Consider the following 17,935-nt stretch of genomic DNA (forward strand, 5'->3'; position numbering starts at 1 on the left):
CACATGATCAACTCTCGATTGCGCCTGACGGGCGCGGCGCTCCCCGGTGTCGGCCTGGCCGGGTTGCTGCAACTGTGCGCAGTCGATGGCGCGCACGCAGTGGAGTTCAGCGTGCTGGACAAACAGGTCACCGGCTCGTTCGACACGACCTTGTCCTATGGCCGTTTGTGGCGGGTGCAGGGGCGCGATAAAACCAACGATGACGTCAACACCAACGACGGCAATCGCAACTTCGACACCGGGCTGGTCTCCGAGGTGTACAAGATCACCTCCGAGCTCGAAGCCAACTATCAGAACTACGGTTTGTTCATGCGCGGCACCGCGTTTTACGACACGCAGTTGATGGACAAACGCAACAACTACTACGACAACAACAACCCGTCGCAACCGAGTCAGAGCTACCCGCAGGACGACCATTTCACCAGCCAGACCCGCGACATCGCCGGCAGCCGCATCGAGATGCTCGACGCCTACGTGCATGGCAGTTGGGACGTTGCGCAGATGCCGGTGACCGCGCGCGTCGGTCGGCAGGTGTTCAACTGGGGCGAGGGGATTTTCTATCGCGGCGGGATCAACACAACCAACCCGGTGGACGCTGCCAAGTACCGCTTGCCCGGCGCCGAAGTGAAGGAAGTGCTGGTGCCGGTCGAGGCGCTGAGCTTCAACGTCGGCCTCACCGATTCGCTGACGATGGAGAGTTTCTACCAGACCAACTGGAAGGAAACCCGCATCGATCCGGTCGGCACCTTCTACTCGCAAACCGACCTGTTCGCTGACGGCGGCAACACCGGTTACAACAACTTCAGCGGCACGGCGCTCGATACGCCGGTGCCGGGGTTTGGCAATGTCATCGGTTTGTACAGCGCGCTGGGCAACAATCCCCTGTTGAGTTCTGCGCTGCAAAGCACGGGGCTGTACGCCAACGGCGTGACCCCGACCTACGGCAATACGCTGAAAGTGGCGAGCATCGGCAAGGACTACAACGCACGCAACGACGGTCAGTTCGGCTTCGCCTTTCGTTACATCGCCGAGCAGCTCAACAGCACCGAGTTCGGTTTGTACATGGTCAATTACCACGCCAAGGAACCGACCATTGCAGCAGATCTGGGCGGCTACCAAGGCATCGACATGAATGCCCTGACCAACCTGCTGTCCGGCGTCGCAGGTGATCAGGCCGGCGCGCTGGCCAATGGTCTGGCCACCGCTGATGTGATGGGCAATATCCAGGCGCATCGGCGTTACGCCGAAGACATCCGCATGTACGGCTTCAGCTTCAACACCACGCTGGGCGAGGCCTCGGTGTTCGGTGAAATCGCTTATCGGCCGAACTTGCCAATCGGTGTCGCAGCCACCAACGATTTGATCGGTGACCTGGCCAACGGAGCTGCCGTGGCGGTAACGGGGAGGTCGATCAACGTCGGCGGGCAGATGGTCAACCTCAACAGCGAGATCAACAACGCCGAACGTGTCGAAGCGTTCAACACCTCGCTGGGGACCATCTACAACTTCGGCCCGACGGCCTCGTTCGACTCGCTGTTCGGCATCTTTGAACTGGCCTCGGAACATCTGCGCGGCAGCAGTCTGCAATACACCGCTTATGACGGCACGAACCGTTATTACGCCGGCACCGGTAACTATTCCTATGTGTCGGGCGGTGATCGCGACGATCAGGTCAACCGTGATTCCTACAGCTACACGGCGATGCTCAACGGCACCTGGAACGACGTGTACGCCGGGGTCAACGTCTCGCCTTACATCGTTTACAAGGACGACTTCCAGGGCAACAGCTACCAGGCCGGCAACACCATCGAAGGTCGCAAGGCCTACACGCTGGGGATCAAGGCCAACTACCAGAACAAGCTCGAAGCCGAACTGCAATACACCGAGTTTTACGGTGGCGGGCAGAACAACGGCATCCGCGACCGCGACAACGTCGGGTTCAACCTCAAGTATTTCCTTTGATACCCAGAATACCGACGCACCCCTTGTAGGAGCGAGCCTGCTCGTGATGGCGGACTTTCAGTCGCAGTAGTTTTTGCCTGATACACCGCTATCGCGAGCAGGCTCACTCCTACAGGGGATCTGCGGTGATTTGCAGACCTCACTCCCATTTCGGAGATTGATCATGTTTCACAACTCACGATTGACTAAGGCTTCGCTCGGGCTTGTTCTAGGTCTGGCCGCCGGCAGCGTTTTCGCCGCCATCACCCCACAACAAGCCGAACAACTGAAAACCTCCCTGACCCCCATGGGCGCCGAGCGCGCCGGCAACGCCGCCGGCACCATCCCCGCGTGGACCGGCGGCATCACTCAAGCCCCGGCCGGCTACAAACCCGGCCAGCACCACCCCGATCCATACGCGGCCGACAAACCGCTGTTCACCATCACCAAAGCCAATCTCGACCAGTACAAAACGCACCTCAGCCCCGGTCAGATCGCCCTGTTCAATAGCTACCCGGACACCTTTCAGATGCCGATCTACCCGTCCCGGCGCTCCGGTTCGGCACCGCAATGGCTGTACGACAACACCCTGAAAAACGCCACCTCAGCCAAGCTGCTCGAAGGCGGCAGCGGCTTCTCCGATGCCTACGGCGGCGTACCATTCCCGGTGCCCAAGGACGGCGTTGAAGTGCTGTGGAACCACATCACCCGCTATCGCGGCATCTACGTCGTGCGCCGCGCTTCCGAAGCGCCGGTCCAGCGCAACGGCAGCTTCGCGCTGGTGACATCGCAGCAGGAAGCCCTGTTCAACTACTACCGCCCGAACGGCCAGTTCGCCGACCTGAAAAACATCCTGTTCTACTACCTCGCCTTCGTGAAAAGCCCCGCACGATTGGCCGGCGGTGCCGCACTCGTGCATGAAACCCTCGATCAGCTCAAGGACGCGCGCCAAGCGTGGATCTACGATGCCGGCCAACGCCGTGTGCGCCGCGCACCGAACCTCGCTTACGACACGCCGATCGCATCCTCCGATGGCCTGCGCACCGCCGACGACACCGACCTGTTCAACGGCTCACCGGATCGCTACGACTGGAAGCTCAAGGGCAAACAGGAAATCTACATCCCCTACAACAATTACAAGGTTGGCAGCCCCGAGGTGAAATACGCGCAACTGCTCACGCCCGGCCACCTCAACCCGCAATACACCCGCTACGAACTGCACCGGGTCTGGGTCGTAGAAGGCAACCTGAAACCGGGTTCGCGACACATCTATTCCAAGCGTGTGCTGTTTCTCGATGAAGACAGCTGGGGCGCGGCACTGGTCGATCAATACGATGGGCGTGGGGAGTTGTGGCGCGTGTCGATGGCCTACCTGAAAAACTTCTACGACCTGCCCACCACGTGGAGTGCGCTGGACGTGTTCCACGATTTGCAGGCGCGGCGTTACTACGTGCAGAACCTTGATAACGAAGAGGCGGAGACGGTCGATTTTGCGCAGCCGGTGCCGGAGGATGCGTACTTCATGCCGTCGGCGTTGCGCCAGCGCGGCACGCGGTAATGGTCAGACGTTGCGCCTGAAATGCGCGTATCAACAGTGGATTTTAATCGCGATTGAGTCTTTCGAACTGTCAGTTCTAACAGGTCAAAAGACTCTTTACTTGCAGCATGCTGCTCTTGCGCCGATACCGGTGTGGGCGTTGGGCAGAGCGAGAGGTCGACGATATGGATGCTGATCAGGCAAGTAAAGCATCGCGTGGCACGATGAAAGGAATGGTTCAGAGTTACCGGGGAGGTGATGACCAGTTAGTTGACGAGTTCAGATTTGAATCGACACTGGTTCACCGATTTGACGACCAGGGCATTGGATTGATCGTTTCGGGAGATATAGATAAGCCACGCAACGCGCAGATTTACGTGGCTTTTAAAAATGACCGTCAGCCCAGTGGCAAATTTTCTTTTCCAAATGCAGAGATCAAGCATCTGGTGTTTATCGACGGCGAGTTTTACCCAACATACGGGGCGCGTGCCGGTGAAGTTGTATTTCAGAACAAGGATGGACCGGATGTGCCGACCGGGTTGAGCGTCAATGGCAAATTGACGTTCACGACCGAATCTATCGGCAACAAGTATTTCAAAGTCGAGGTGATATTTGCTGTTGAGGGTTTGACTAAGGGTAAAAGGCCGCGCCAGCACGGGCACTGATCAGCGGCTGCCTTTGTGTATCGCATTGGCCAAGTGTGGGAGCCTGCTCGGGAAGATGTTGGTACAGCCACTATTTATGTGGCTACCATCTGCTGCAGTTGACCACCCAAGCGCGCCAGTCGAAATGAGAGTGGCCGCTTATACGATCACCGATTTTTAGCCAGAAAGGATGTGCTAGCCTGCAATCAATGATTTCATTGATTGCAGGGGGCATCATGGCCAGCATTACAATTCGAAACCTTGATGAAAAGCTCAAGGAACAACTGCGCATCACCGCGGCTCACAATGGGCATTCCATGGAGGAAGAAGCTCGACTCATTTTAGGCCGAGCTCTGACGACGATAGACCGTACCGGTGGTCTTGGCAGCCGAATCCGCGACAGATTCAGTGCTGTCGGCGGAGTAGACCTCGATTTGCCGGAGCGTTCAGAGAAAGCCACTGCGGTGGATTTCTTCGAATGATAGTGCTTGATACCAACGTTCTATCAGAGTTCATGCGAACCGAGCCTGAGACCCGGGTGCTCGCCTGGGTTGATGCACAGCCTGCGATGGAACTGGCTGTGAGTGCCGTGACGGTGGCAGAAATATTTCACGGTATCGCTCGGCTGCCTTCCGGAAAGCGCAAACAAAAACTTGAGGCCCATGCGATGGCGATGTTCGAAGAAGACTTTGCCGGACGTATTTTGTCTTTCGACGCTCATGCCGCTGTCGAGTACGCGACGCTTGTTGCAGATTGTGAATCAAAAGGCCGCGCGGTTTCGATGGCCGATGCGCAAATTGCTGCGATCTGCCGAACCCATGGCCTCCCCATAGCTACCCGTAACGTGAAGGATTTCGAGTTTAGCGGTGTAGAGATGATTAACCCGTGGGCAGCTTGAGCATCACAAAAGCGAAGTAGATAGCCCCTGAAAAAGCTCGCTACCCACATGGCACTGTAGGAGCTGCCGAAGGCTGCGATCTTTTGATCCTGCTTCAGATTGTTCAAAAGCGAAGATCAAAAGATCGCAGCCTGCGGCAGCTCCTACATGATGCGAGTTTTCCGGGACATCCAGGTGAAAGGCCTGACGCAATCGCGGGCAAGCCCGCTCCCACAGTTCATGAGTCGAACACAACATCTGTGAACGACTCAAAACCCTGTGGGAGCGGGCTTGCCCGCGATTGGTTTTTTGCTTCAGCGCTGTACGAAGATCAAACGCGGAAGTGGCTGACCATCTGCTGCAACTGACCACCCAAACGCGCCAGTTCAACACTCGATGCAGCCGTCTCATCACTCGCCGCAGCGGTCTGTTCAGACACATCGCGTACGTTGATGATGCTGCGGCTGATCTCTTCAGCCACGGCGCTCTGCTGTTCTGCAGCAGCAGCGATCTGCTGGTTCATCGCCTGGATGTTCGACACCGTACGGGTGATGTTTTCCAGTGTCGCGCCAGCCTTGCGCGTCAGGGCGACGCTGCTGTCGGTCAGCGCGCGGCTGTTGCTCATCACCGCCGAAACCTGCTGGGTGCCGATCTGCAGACCGGCGACCAGGCCTTCGATTTCTTCGGTGGATTTCTGTGTGCGCTGGGCCAAACCACGATCCTCGTCGGCGACCACGGCGAAACCACGACCGGCCTCCCCGGCGCGCGCTGCTTCGATCGCGGCGTTGAGCGCGAGCAGGTTGGGCTGTTCGGCAACGGCCTTGATCACGTCCATGACGCTGCCGATCTTGTCGCTTTCCTGTTGCAACACGCTCATGGCTTCGGTCGAACGCACCACTTCGCTGGCCAGACGCTCGATCTGGGCGATGGCTTCGTTGACCACTTTGTCGCCTTCACGGGCTTCGCCGTCAGCGGCGGCAGCCGCTTGCGAGGCTTCTTCGGCGTTGCGCGCGACTTCCTGCACGGTGGCAGTCATCTCGTGCATCGCGGTGGCGACCTGATCGGTCTCGACTTTCTGGCTGTTCACACCGGCGCTGGTCTGCTCGGTCACGGCCGAGAGTTCTTCGGCGGCGCTGGCGATCTGGGTGACGCCGTCGCGGATGCCGCTGATCAGGTCGCGCAGGGTCACGCCCATGCGCGCGATGCCTTGTTGCAGCACACCGAGTTCGTCGCGGCGGGTAACGGTGACGTTCTGGGTCAGGTCGCCGCTGGCGATGCGCTCGACCACAGCCAGGGTTTCCTGCAGTGGACGGGTGATCTGACGGGTGATGATCACCGCAGCAATCACGCCAACCAGCAGGGCGAGCAGGGTGCTGATCAACTGGAAGGTGCGCGCCTGGGCACTTTCGATGTCACGACGGTCGAGCTGGATCTGGTACAGCTGCTCGCTCGTGGTGACGATGGCGGCGCCTTGATCGGTCATTTCCTTACGGGCTTGCACCGCATCGGTGTTGGCGTTTTTATAGGCCATCAATGCGCTGCGATAGTTGACGAGTGCGGTTTCCAGCTGACGCAGCGCTTCTTGCTGCGAGTCAGCAAAATGCACGTTCAGTTGCTTGAGGCTGGCAATGGCGGCGTCAATCTGGCCGATGGCTTTCTGTTCGGTTTCGGCATTGGTGGTGGCGGTGTAGCCACGCACTTCGTAGCGCGCGAGGATGAACGCTTCCTTGGCGGCGGTGATCGCCTGGAACTGTTCGAAACGCTGTTCGCTCATGTCCATCTGCTGCACGCGTTTGCTGATCGACTCGATCTGGTTGTACGCGGTCTCGGCACTCACGCTCATGCTGTCGCGGGCGCTGTTGCCGGTGCGATAGGCGTTGCGCATTTTGTTCAGCGACGTCTGGTATTCAGCGATGGTCGCTGCCTGCTCCTTGAGCAGTTTGACGTTTTCCGGGCTCTTGAAACTGTTGATGAGCTTCTGCTGCTGCGCGGCAAAGCTTTCGAGGGTGGTCTGCACATTCTGTGCGGCGGTTTCATCGCCATTGGTCAGCATGTACTGCAGGCGCACCACGCGCAGTTTGGTCAGACCGGCATTGAGCTGGGTGATATCGCTCATCCAGTTGCTGCGGTCGATCAGGCCACCGAGGCTGGTCCAGCCTGTCAGGGCCAGCACGCAGGTCAGGGCCAGCACCAGGCCGAAGCCCAGGCCCAGTTTCATGTTCACGCTGATGTTGCCGAACCAGCTATTCATCAAAAATCCTCCAGAAACGTTGGGTTTCTTGTCGTCGGTTAGGCTGGAAGATTGTTGTTTTTTTGAGCCAGCAAGGGTGTTAGCAGGTTTGTATCGGCCGCATTTCCCAGAGCTGAAAGGTTTTTGTCCGACAGAATTTGTAACAGCCCCGCTGAGGCTCTTTTTCATTGAGGGTTCAGGGGCGTGCCTGCACGAGATGATCGTGTAGCGTCTACCTCAATAACCGACGAAGTAATAAGCCTGCCGCCCGACCCTCAGGGTCTTGAGCACTTTCAACGGTGCGACAGGTTCGCGGTCTGCCGCCATGACGGCGACGTGGGATGGCGAGGCTGCGAGGAAGTCTTTCAGTTGCGCGTCGGTATCCAGACCTTTCAGCACCTGTCGGGTGTAAAAAACGCTGGCGCCGCCGACGCGTTCATTGGCTTGAAACAACGCAACTTGTCGACCTTCGGCTTGCAGCATTTGAATGTGTTCGTTCAACGGCAGGAACGATAACTTTTTGTCGGCGTGGGGCAGCGCCCATTGCGCAGCCGCGAGATAACTGCCGATCACCAGCGTGAGTACGCCGACTGCCAGTGTCTGACGGTGCCGGGCGATTCGGCCTACCAATCGATTACCGGATTCGTACTGCTTCAATCGCTCGAACAGCACGCAGGCATACTCCGCTGCGATCACTGCGGCGGCCGGTGTCATCGACATCAGGTACACCATGCGTTTGCTCGAAGCCAACGTCAGCATGACGAATTGCGCAACGACCCACAGGCTGAAAAACAGCAGATAACGATTGGCCTTGAGCTGTTTGCGGAAATGCCACAGCCCCAGATACACCAGAATGTTCCACGGCAAAAACGCTTGCGGCAACTTGGCGAGGTAGTAATGGAACGGCTCGTAATGCCCGGCCTCGACGAACGACCCGCTGAAGCGTCCGACGCTGTTGGTCAGCAACACTTCTCTGACCGCTTGCGCACCGTCATGCTGATAAAGCACAACCAGCCAGATCAATAGCGGAATCAGCCCGATCAAGGTCAACAATCCCGGTCGCAACCAATCAGCGATCTTCAGGCGTTTATCGATCAAGGTATCGGCCAACAGATAAGCAAAAATCACCACCCCCGGCATCGCCAGCCCCAGGACACCCTTGCTCAATGTGGCAATGGCGATCCCGATGACAAACAGCAGCGAGTTGCCGGCGGTCGATGCACGTTGCGCCTGAAAAAACGCCAGCAATGCCATCGTCACGCCGAGGGCCAGCAGCGCGTCTTCGCCGACGCCGCGCACGTTGCTCCAATAACTGGCCATGGTCGCCAGCAAAATCCCCGCCGTCCACGCGATTCGCTTCGGCCGCTCGAAACCGCGCAACATGCCGTAGAGCACCATCACGCTGAGCAATCCGGCCACCGCCGACGCCAGCCGCACCGACCACGGCGATACGCCGAACACGCGCATGGCGCCAGCGTCGAGCCACAGACTCAACGGTGGTTTTTCCAGAAATGGTTCGCCGAACAGGCGCGGCGTTACCCAGTCATTGTCCAGGTGCATTTCCATGGCGATGCCGGCGACGCGGGCCTCGGTGGAGCCTTGCAACTGATGACCGCCCAGCGCGAAGAAAAACAACAAGGCGGCAAGCAGAAACAGCAAAGGGGCGGCACGCGACATGGTTTCAGGCTACCGAAGGGGGCGGGAGCCTCGAGCATACGTCGCCATTGCTGAACAAATCGTGAAGCTCACACCATGGGGCGTGACCAGCGCTTTTCCGGCGTTTCGAATGCGGGATTGACCAATGACGTCAGCACATGATCCTGCCAGCGCCCGGCAATGTTCAGGTAGGCCTTGGCATAACCCTCCCGCTCAAACCCCAGCTTCTCCAGCAGCCGCGCGCTGCGTTCGTTGCCGGGAATGTAGTTGGCCATGATCCGGTGCAGGTTCTGCGTGTCGAACATGTAGCCAATCCCGGCCTCCAGCGCTTCACGCATCAAACCCTGGCCCTGATGGGCTCCGTCGATGTGATAACCGAGGTAGCAGGCCTGAAACGCGCCGCGAATGATGCCACTGAAATTGCACGCGCCGATCATCTGCTCGCCATCCGGAGTCAACAGCGCGAAATGCATCGCCAGCCCGGCCTCAAAGGCGCTGGCCTGAATCTCCAGGCGGCGGCGAATCTGCTCGGTGGAAAAATATTCAGTGGTGCGGATCGGCGACCAAGGGGCGAGGTGGCGCAGGTTGCGTTGGTAGAACGCACTTTCGAGGCCGGCCTGATCCGGAGCGAGAATCGCCAGCGTCAGGCGTTGGCAGGGCAGGGACAGCAGCGGCATCGGGTGCTCCTGGGCGAAGGATCTACCGGCAGCGTCGCGCAATTGTCCGGGTGACGGCAAGTCGTGATGAATTTCAGGCAAAAAAAAGCCCGCGGGAGAGCCGCGGGCGAACCGTAGTTTCTTGAATGAGCGGGTGGACTTTACAAGGTTGGGACGCGTAGCTGCAGTGAAGAAAAATTCATATCGATGTGCGGTCTCGACGCTGTTGCGCCGGTATAAAAAGGCAGACCGGCAGCCAGTCGACCTGCGCACGTTTCACCCAGCAATAACGACCTTGAAAAGCGAGTTCCCTGATCAGTCCCTGACAGGGGTACAAAAATCAGCTGAAATCTCATTTGATAATGTTTGTCGAGGGCACTAATGTCGCGACGCTTTGTGGGTGGTCATCAAAACCCGCGAACGTCATGACAGGTGTCTCTGCCAAACAGGATCAGCCGTCGCAAACCCGGAGGATGGATCTACAAGGAGTAGTAAAAATGATGCATGGCGCGTATCCCCAGGTCCTGGCAACAGCGTGTAGCACCGGGACGGTGGTTCAGCCCCGGCGTTCAAGGCAAAGCCGGCGCTGGCGCCTCTTTGCCGCGCTGCTGCTGTCAACCGCCATGGCAGTCTGCAGCGCACCGACGGTTCAGGCACAGGCACAGACTCGGGCACCCGACGCTAGAGGGTTGATGCACGAAGCTCAACGTCTGAGCCGCGATGGCTTGCTGGCGGATGCCACGGTCGCTGCCCGGGCGGCGATGGTTGCTGGCCGAAAAGGCAGCGCCCTCGATTTTATCGAACTCGACGCGGGTGCCTTGCTCGTTGATCTGCTGCACAAACAGGCCCGATATGACGAGGCCCGCCGTGCCGCTGAGGAGCAGATTGCGTATTGGGAAAAGCAAGCCGCCGACAACGGTGCATCGGGCAAGCGCGACGCTCGGAGCACGGGCATGCTGGAGCGGGCAATCGAGGCGAGCATGATGGCGGGTGAAAGGACAGAGGTCGCCCGCCTGCAAGAAAAGCTGTTCGCGGTGACCAGCCCCGATCCCGCTTCATGGCGTTTGTCGCCGGACGAGCCCCGCTTGCGTTACGACCTCGCTGACTTTTCGATGCCCCTCACGGTGGGGGCGTGGACATTGACCAGGTTCCAGCCGGCCGAACAACGCGACTTCAACACTCTTGTTCTTTACACGCAGGCGCTCCCGGGCGGTCGCCTGACTGCCGAGATTGCCGTGTCCTATGACGAGCATCAACGCAAGATCAGCGCTGCCGAACGGCAGGCATCGCTGCAGTCCTATCAGGCGCGGCACAAGCCAAGTGCGCTGGAAATGACCATGCCCGATCTCGCCTACGACGGCCTGACCGCTTTCAAGCGCGCAGATCAGAGTGAATGTGAGGACAAGCAGTGCATCAATGCTCATTGGCTTATCTTCCGCGGCGACTGGCGGATGGATATCGATGTCAATTTCGGATTGCAAGACGAGGCCCAAATCGCGCAGCAAGTGCGCCAATTGTTCGCCGCGCTGAACTGGCGCAGCGCACCGCCGCTGTTTCGTGAACGGCCACTGGCTCAGCAGGTGCGGGATATCGAGGTGGCCGCTTCACTGCCGGACGGCGTAGCCAAGGCTGCGGCACTGGCGGAAAAGGCGCTGCCCGACGCGCACTTCCCGGACGAGATTGCGCGGATGCAGACTTACATCGGCATCGATCAATATCGGCGCGCAGATCTCGAGGCCGCACGTCGTGCACTGGGTTTGGCTGTGTCAGCCTGGGACGAACGGGTCGTCGATGAACTGCTTTTTCGCAGCGCGTTGGACTTCGCCGCGGACATCGATTATCGGCAAGGCCGAAACGAGGACGCCGTGGCGCTGAACCGCAGATTCATCGAATGGCAGATGAGCGATGCGACACTGGGCTGGCATATACCGAAGGATGAAAACGCCTTGGTCAATGAACGCCAAGGCGTGCATTTGCCGCTGCGCGTGGGCGATTACCGTCTGCGACCGAACACCCATGGGCGCTTTTACTACGAAAACCTGCAGAGCGGGGCCCAGCTCGGCCTGACCGTGGGCATGCCAGCCTCTTCTGATCAGGAGCTGGAGTCCATGCTGCGCTCCTTCATGACGAATAATCTCGGCCTGCAAGCTGCGGGTCTGAGCAAAACAGGGTTTTCAGCCAAATCGGCAGCCCATGAAGACATCCCGGCAGTCGGCCATAAATGGGAGTTCGAGGTGACGCAGTCGCCGGATGGACAAGGTTTCTCCAGCGCAGATCCTGAGACGGGCGCCTCGCGCAAAACGCCGACGAAGATGGCGTTCTGGATCGTCGATCGCAAAGAGCAACGGTCGATGTTGCGGGCACCGATTACAGACAGTGGTCGATCCAGGACTGAAGCGGAGCACGTTGCGAAAGCGTTATCGTGGTAGAGAAGGGCATGGTTCAGGGCATGTGATCGGTAGCGGCATCTGCTTGCGCACGTGCCCGCACCCACTCCTTGCGGCGGCCATGATCATGTCAATACTCCGCCACTTTGCCTGCACGTAAAACCCATCCCGCCTCTCCGGGCACCAACTTGTACTGAACCTGGCGCATCTTCCCCGTGCGACCGGTTCCGGCGTCCGCGCTGCCATACACAGGGAAGCGCTGAATGAGCGTGTTCTCCACGACAGCAAATGAGTCCTCACCCTGATAACCCTCGGCGGTTTTCGGGTTGTCGCTGATGGGCGGCAGATAGATTTCGCTCAGGGATTTTTTGTTATTCGCCGAGTAGGCGATCAGTTCACCGGGCATCCCGCGACCGGGCGAGCGAGTGAAGACGTAGAGCTCAGGCGAGCCGTCATTATTCAGGTCGCCGACCTCGGCGCGGATGATATCGCCGTTGAGTGGGCGGGTGATCACTGAGTTGTCGATCTCCAGGCCTTGGGGGTCGATACGCAATGTGGGTTTGCCATCGAGCAGATCCGCTTTCACATGAAAATCGATGCCCTGCAACGCCACGTGTTGATCGAAAGGTCGCTGGTTATCCACTGCGTCGCCGTTGGCGAGAGTGAGGGAAATCTCGTAGTTGGCCACTTCATCGCGTCGGGCAGCACTGCGCATGAGATAGACCTGCACCGTGTAATCGCCATCGGCCGGCAACGAGCCGAGGAAATGATTGCCCATGACCGAACCGTTGAACAGCGCGTAATCAGCACCTTTGGTGGCGAGGTTGAAGGCGGCGGAAAGGTTGGCAGATTTGAAGCCCACCGTCAGGATCTGCCCGGCTTTGCCGCTGAGCGTGTACTCCGCAGTTTTATAGCCCTTGATCGACTGCTTGAATTGCACGCTGCCGGGGCCACTCTTGTAGACGACCTGCTGGACTCTTGGGGGGATGTCGGTGGTCGCGGCGTGCGCAGACAGTGAAACGAGGGTAGCCAATAGGACACGCAGCCAAACGTTCATGAAAGTCCTTGGGTCATTGCCGATGGCTCAAAGCATAGTTCCGGCGCAGCACGCCAGTCCAATCGCGCTGATCCGGAAAATCCCGAACTTCAGATGCGACAAAGCCCGCACTTGGCGGGCCTTGTCGTTGAGAGTTGGTGGGCCGGGGGCATTTGAACCCGATTGTAAAATCCCCGTACTCATTGGGTTTCAGCGGGTCTGATTTTTATCGGGATACAGCAGGGGATATATGCTCCAGTCTGCTCATCAACGGTTTACCCAACCTGTCGTTCAAATGCCGTACTTGTCTCACCCGATAAAACTATTCTCAGTGTCCTTTTCGCTTGAGTTTCACAAGCTCCTCAGCAGGTTTTACCTGGAAGGGAGGTGGGCCTCCAGAGACGCGATGATGCGACTCGGGATGCTTTTAACGTACGCCATTACCTCGTGTTTAGCCTTCTTGACCATACGAAAATCCTCCATAGTGAGAGTTGATAGATAAGAGATGATTTCTGAAATTACAAAACCTGCGATGAAACCTGTAGGACCTATAACCAAAAAAACAGAGCTCGCCATCATCAGTCTCAGGAGGCCACCTCTGAGAGACATACTTGCTAAGTACGTTTCGGCATAGAGATGCTAACCGAAAACTGCGGGGGCCCCTAGGAACATTTGAACGTCACGGGGTCGGAAACCCGCGAGGTTTCGTTAGTGGGAGGACTCAAGAGTTACTGAAATTTCAGTCATTGAAATTGAAAGAATCACGTTGAAAAACAGCCATCGTTACCGTTTCGGTAATGGTGAACCCAAAGACGTCATTCCGTAGGGCAAATGCACAGGTGAATCGGCAGTTCACCGGGTTCACCTGTTCACTAAGCTGGGAGTTCTCCCGCTAACAAGGTCCTGCGGGTTTCCGACCCCGTGTCTAAAGGAAAACCTCAGGGGCCCAGGCGCACGGAGGGACACACACCTGACGTTCGCTGGTGGGATTGATGCTTCCGGGGTGCGGGGGATACATCCCTCCAAATGTGGTGTAACTCATGTAACTGGTGTAACGAGTACTGTTAAGTGATTGTATTTGTTTAGTATTTTGTAAGTTACACCGACTTCGTACACCAGTCGTGAGGCGTGTAACTCTGCTATCGGGTGTAACACTTTTGATGCATGAGAAATGAATGAGCGAAGTCATGCATATGATGCAGAAGGACAGAGTGTTCCCGCTCCCGGCCTGCCCGATAGACACGGTTAGCGGTCTTTAAATCATCAGGTCGCCAGCTGTGCGAGCGATTAGTTGGTAGGAGCAACAGGCCGCTTTCGGCCAGAAGCAGTCCCTTACAATCGACCGCTTGTGTCCAAACGTATGCGAGGCCGTAGGTCGCAGTTCGTAGATGGTCATTCGGGAAATCAAGGACGGTCCAAGTTATTCATTTTAAAAACCTAGATGTTCAGGTGGGTTTTGTTAATGCGACCTGTACTCACAGAACGTAGTTTGGGCGCTTTGTCCGCTATGGGCAGATAGCCAGTAAGCACGTATTCTGGCGTACATTGGCCACGCGGTGAGGGCCTCAAAAGGTGCAAGGGACTGATGGATATCCTAAATTTTCAGAGTGAAAACCCTTCGGGCGTTGATGTGTTTAAAGGCGAGAGCCACGATCGCGTCGCCCAAGCTATGCACGATTACATCAAGTGCAAGAAGAATCACCGTGTAATCGGCCTTGATGGCGAATTCGGATCAGGAAAAAGCTCGATCTTACAGATGCTTGAGAAAAAAATATCCTTAGAAGGGTCAAACACAAAGTTGTGGATATTTGACTGCGAGCAAAATTATCAGGGCTCGATCAAAAGTAATTTCATCGAATTATTTACAGACCAAATCACGTCCCTGCTCAAAGACCTGCACCGAGAAAATGATGTCGTCGACGTCGTAAAGAATCGCGACATTGCGCTGGGTCGACACTTCAGTTACACGAAAGACACTCGAAGCCACATAAGCATATGGGCAGTATTGTTGATTGCAAGCGGAGTCTTAAGCCCCACGTTTATTCGAGACTATCTTCCACAATTACGCGGGAGTATCGAGCTCGAATGGTGGAAACACATGTCTTATCTGGCTGCCAGTTTGGCTCCTGCCATCATCTTGGGCTTAGCATTTTTCTTTAATCGCAAAAATCAGCCTGGAAAAAAACGATGGAACATATCCAGTCTGCTGAAGGGTAGTTCTGATGACCATATCAGCGAAACTATTGAGATAAGTAAAGAAGTTAGCCCGCTAGATTTGAAGCGTGCGTTAGCTAAGCATCTGCACTCGGTGAAGGATCACCATTTCATAATCGTGATTGATAATCTGGATCGACTGCCTCGCGACGTCCTGCGGTCGGTATGGAGCGATCTGGAAATATTTACATCAGTGACAGGCACTGAAAATCTCAGCGTCATCGTCCCTTTCTGCTCTAGTAAGGTCTCGAAGTACCTGAATGGTGAGGGCGAGCAAAGCTATGACTCAAAGGACTTCATAGCCAAGAAATTTCCAGTGGTTTTCAGAACACCACCGATCATCACGTCTGGCTGGAAAGATGCATTCAGAACACTCTGGTCTCAAAGTTTCGGCGCGAACAATATAAAAGACGCTGATACCTGTAGCGTAATCCTGCAGAGACACAGTCCGATGGCCGGAGGGCTGGTCACACCTCGCCTACAAAAGCGATTCATCAACGATATTGCTACTACTCTATTGGTTACTGCCGACAAGCCGAGTGTTGTGTGCATCGCCGCGTACATCGCTATCTGCAAGTACAACAACATATCCATCGAGGCTATGCTAAAGAGGCCAGATTCAGCAAAGTCAGACAACAATGTGCCAATCGGCGAGACTGAAGCGGCACAGGTCGCAGCGTTGAATTTGGTACTCAGCATTGACAAGACCAAGCTGACGCTCAAGGCATTGTTGGGCGAAGATATGAAGGCAGGGTGGCCGATCCAGATTTTGCAGATCCACTTCCAGACATCTGCCGACATTGCAATCGCCGAATTGATCGACCAACCGTTGGCAAATGCTTTTGAGTCTCAAGACGGTAAGAAGCTTGCCTCATTAATTCCTTACTTTGGATTTATGGATTCTTTCGTTCGTGGTCTGGATGGGGGGGGGGCGCCCAGTAATATTTTTCAGACTCTTTATCAGGCATCCAAAATTGAAGACTGTAGCATTGATGCCTTACTTCCCTACGTCAGCGATAAATTCAGCAGCAGCGATCAATTGACAAAAATATCGCCGGAAAACGGTTATTTTGACGCGATCAAGGGATTGATTAGTCTGGGTCTGCGAAAGTCGATATTTGAAAGCTCACTTGCAGATGCTAAGAGGGCGTTCGAACAGATCAATAATGAGGCGTTTAATGTAGAATCGGTCGACTCATATCAAGCAACAATTTCGCGATATGATCACTATTTGGATTCAATGGGTAATCGCTTCGAGCCGTTGACTCTGGATAGTTCGGAAGTATTGTTTCACATGATTGTGCCAGATCCAGATCTTAAAGTTATCAATCCCAATAATATTGCTTTCAGTAGTAAAGGTCTCAGAGATGCTGTATTACAAATTGCATCTACTGAGGCAGTAGATTTTGTTATGACTCCATTGAATGAGGAAGACTGGCAACATTGTCTAGTCGCCTATTTTGGCAAAGTTCGCTTGTCATTAGCGGCTAGGAACTACTTCCTTAATGATGAGCAGACTGCTTCTGTAACGACAGCAATAGATATAAATCCTGCAGAAGAAAGGCTCTGGCTGGCAGCAGTATTTTTCAAAGAGTACACCAGTTCAGTCCCAGTTATGATTCAGAGGCATTTGTCTGCGGTTACGTCGCCCTATATCAAAATCGCGATGGCCGTAATCTATATGCGGCAGAACTTAGGAGCGCCCCTTAGCGAGATCCCTGCGATCGAGAAGGCATTTGAAGAGGAACCTGAGTTTCTGGAGGCTTTAGTACGAGCAGCCACCACATCTGACAATCTTTTGAAATTAACACTTCAAGGGGAATCCTCTCATTTGGTTGCTCCAATACTTGCGAAACTTATTAAGGACGAAGCGATCGCCAACGTCTACTCTCGCGAGATATTCGCAAGCTTCACAGAACTCTGTGAGATCCTTTTTGAGTACGATATATCAAGAGATGAGTTTTTGAGTTGGTTTACATCATTCCACCTAAATCCAACTAATCTGCCATCGCTTGGAAGTCTGGATTCACTGATCCTGAAAGAAATTCTTGTTGCTTCCAACGCCACACTTCTTCAGTTGCGAGGAGCGTTGTTGGACAAGCACTTTGGGCCACAAGTCGATGCGGCTTCATGGTTGAAAATAATTGAAAATGCCGACGCGAACGAGGAAGCAGTTCTTAGATTCATGGTCGACATGAAACTAGATTTTTTAGGTGAGAAATTCTCTCGCATAGCTGTGTCCTCTTTTCTATCAACCACTGTAAAGACTGTGCCATTCGTAGCTCCTTCGGTGGCAGCGGTCAGCAACACAAAATCAGTGCTACAGCTTTTTGATAATGACACTTGTGCCGTTTTGGGAACGGAACTTCGGGCCTTTGTTTTTGACCAAAGCACTAGTGTTGAGTCCTCTATTTTTATTCTATCCGAATTTGGCGCACTGCTGTCTAGTGTTACGCCAAGGACGGCCGTAGAGGAGGAGAGGCTTCTTCAAATATTGGCAGCTATGCACAGCAATCCGGAAACAACGTCTGCGACTTCAGACTTTCTGGACTCGAGAGCCGCACAACTTGCAAACTGGACAATCTCTAAGGATTATAAAGATACCTACGCATCTCTCGTGACAAAACTCAAAGCACGTATGCCAAAAATCTATGAGGATCTATCAACTCGGCACGGATTTAGAACTCGGATGAACGATTTGGCAAAAGCAATATTAGGTAAGTAATGACAAGTTTCTATACTGTCTATCATTATAAA

At 55.4% G+C, this 17,935-nt stretch carries 11 protein-coding genes, 1 other RNA gene and 1 pseudogene; 7 read left to right on the forward strand and 6 right to left on the reverse strand.

Features of this window, described 5'->3' with window-relative positions; genetic code table 11:
* The first annotated feature begins 3 nt into the window (after positions 1-3).
* The 5 genes from AK821_RS01670 (at position 4) to AK821_RS01690 (ending at position 5,020) form a co-directional block, all read left to right on the forward strand.
* Positions 4-1,962, forward strand: a complete 1,959-nt coding sequence (locus tag AK821_RS01670; RefSeq protein WP_064387851.1) for a DUF1302 domain-containing protein — start codon at positions 4-6, stop codon at positions 1,960-1,962.
* Positions 1,963-2,125: 163 nt separating this feature from the next.
* Entirely contained in the window at positions 2,126-3,499 is a 1,374-nt protein-coding gene (locus tag AK821_RS01675; RefSeq protein WP_064387852.1) for a DUF1329 domain-containing protein, read from the forward strand.
* Positions 3,500-3,663: 164 nt separating this feature from the next.
* Positions 3,664-4,143 (forward strand): hypothetical protein, encoded by a 480-nt coding sequence (locus tag AK821_RS01680; RefSeq protein WP_105709261.1) that lies wholly within the window; start codon positions 3,664-3,666, stop codon positions 4,141-4,143.
* A gap of 215 nt (positions 4,144-4,358) precedes the next feature.
* Positions 4,359-4,604, forward strand: a complete 246-nt coding sequence (locus AK821_RS01685) for a FitA-like ribbon-helix-helix domain-containing protein (protein ID WP_064387938.1) — start codon at positions 4,359-4,361, stop codon at positions 4,602-4,604.
* Positions 4,601-5,020 (forward strand): type II toxin-antitoxin system VapC family toxin, encoded by a 420-nt coding sequence (locus AK821_RS01690; protein ID WP_064387854.1) that lies wholly within the window; start codon positions 4,601-4,603, stop codon positions 5,018-5,020. The genes AK821_RS01685 and AK821_RS01690 overlap by 4 nt, the downstream gene beginning before the upstream one ends.
* A gap of 310 nt (positions 5,021-5,330) precedes the next feature.
* Here AK821_RS01690 and AK821_RS31275 read toward each other — a convergent pair whose 3' ends face one another.
* From AK821_RS31275 to AK821_RS01705, 4 genes and pseudogenes are all read right to left on the reverse strand, one after another.
* On the reverse strand, positions 5,331-6,194 hold the full coding sequence (locus tag AK821_RS31275; protein WP_442965572.1) for a methyl-accepting chemotaxis protein: 864 nt from the start codon (positions 6,192-6,194) through the stop codon (positions 5,331-5,333).
* Positions 6,189-7,418: pseudogene (locus AK821_RS31280) on the reverse strand (methyl-accepting chemotaxis protein); the annotation flags it as partial. The pseudogene AK821_RS31280 and the gene AK821_RS31275, both read right to left, overlap by 6 nt.
* A 48-nt stretch (positions 7,419-7,466) precedes the next feature.
* The gene (locus AK821_RS01700) at positions 7,467-8,906 is read right to left on the reverse strand and encodes an ArnT family glycosyltransferase (RefSeq protein WP_064387856.1); all 1,440 of its coding nucleotides are present in this window, start codon (positions 8,904-8,906) and stop codon (positions 7,467-7,469) included.
* Between the two features lie 68 nt (positions 8,907-8,974).
* Positions 8,975-9,562, reverse strand: a complete 588-nt coding sequence (locus AK821_RS01705; protein ID WP_064387857.1) for a GNAT family N-acetyltransferase — start codon at positions 9,560-9,562, stop codon at positions 8,975-8,977.
* Between the two features lie 671 nt (positions 9,563-10,233).
* On the opposite strand from AK821_RS01705, the gene AK821_RS01710 reads away from it, so the two are divergent.
* A complete protein-coding gene (locus tag AK821_RS01710) occupies positions 10,234-11,970 on the forward strand; it encodes a hypothetical protein (RefSeq protein ID WP_064387858.1) in 1,737 nt (578 codons plus the stop codon).
* Between the two features lie 88 nt (positions 11,971-12,058).
* Here AK821_RS01710 and AK821_RS01715 read toward each other — a convergent pair whose 3' ends face one another.
* Both AK821_RS01715 and AK821_RS01720 read right to left on the reverse strand, forming a co-directional pair.
* Positions 12,059-12,985 (reverse strand): hypothetical protein, encoded by a 927-nt coding sequence (locus AK821_RS01715; RefSeq protein ID WP_064387859.1) that lies wholly within the window; start codon positions 12,983-12,985, stop codon positions 12,059-12,061.
* 541 nt (positions 12,986-13,526) lie between these two features.
* Positions 13,527-13,595, reverse strand: an RNA gene (locus tag AK821_RS01720) — hammerhead ribozyme type II.
* 954 nt (positions 13,596-14,549) lie between these two features.
* Between AK821_RS01720 and AK821_RS01725 the strand changes: the two genes are divergently transcribed.
* The gene (locus tag AK821_RS01725) at positions 14,550-17,903 is read left to right on the forward strand and encodes a P-loop NTPase fold protein (RefSeq protein WP_064387860.1); all 3,354 of its coding nucleotides are present in this window, start codon (positions 14,550-14,552) and stop codon (positions 17,901-17,903) included.
* Positions 17,904-17,935 lie beyond the last annotated feature (32 nt).

Origin of the sequence: Pseudomonas sp. RIT-PI-r (genome assembly GCF_001297015.1) — a bacterium.
Taxonomy (GTDB): domain Bacteria; phylum Pseudomonadota; class Gammaproteobacteria; order Pseudomonadales; family Pseudomonadaceae; genus Aquipseudomonas.

Excerpts from the sequence above, each read along its gene's own strand:
- AK821_RS01715 (WP_064387859.1), bottom strand. The coding sequence starts at position 12,985 with ATGAACGTTTGGCTGCGTGTCCTATTGGCTACCCTCGTTTCACTGTCT.
- AK821_RS01680 (WP_105709261.1), top strand. The coding sequence starts at position 3,664 with ATGGATGCTGATCAGGCAAGTAAAGCATCGCGTGGCACGATGAAAGGA.
- AK821_RS01670 (WP_064387851.1), top strand. The coding sequence starts at position 4 with ATGATCAACTCTCGATTGCGCCTGACGGGCGCGGCGCTCCCCGGTGTC.
- AK821_RS01705 (WP_064387857.1), bottom strand. The coding sequence starts at position 9,562 with ATGCCGCTGCTGTCCCTGCCCTGCCAACGCCTGACGCTGGCGATTCTC.
- AK821_RS01690 (WP_064387854.1), top strand. The coding sequence starts at position 4,601 with ATGATAGTGCTTGATACCAACGTTCTATCAGAGTTCATGCGAACCGAG.
- AK821_RS01725 (WP_064387860.1), top strand. The coding sequence starts at position 14,550 with ATGGATATCCTAAATTTTCAGAGTGAAAACCCTTCGGGCGTTGATGTG.
- AK821_RS01685 (WP_064387938.1), top strand. The coding sequence starts at position 4,359 with ATGGCCAGCATTACAATTCGAAACCTTGATGAAAAGCTCAAGGAACAA.
- AK821_RS01675 (WP_064387852.1), top strand. The coding sequence starts at position 2,126 with ATGTTTCACAACTCACGATTGACTAAGGCTTCGCTCGGGCTTGTTCTA.
- AK821_RS01710 (WP_064387858.1), top strand. The coding sequence starts at position 10,234 with ATGCACGAAGCTCAACGTCTGAGCCGCGATGGCTTGCTGGCGGATGCC.
- AK821_RS01700 (WP_064387856.1), bottom strand. The coding sequence starts at position 8,906 with ATGTCGCGTGCCGCCCCTTTGCTGTTTCTGCTTGCCGCCTTGTTGTTT.
- AK821_RS31275 (WP_442965572.1), bottom strand. The coding sequence starts at position 6,194 with ATGGGCGTGACCCTGCGCGACCTGATCAGCGGCATCCGCGACGGCGTC.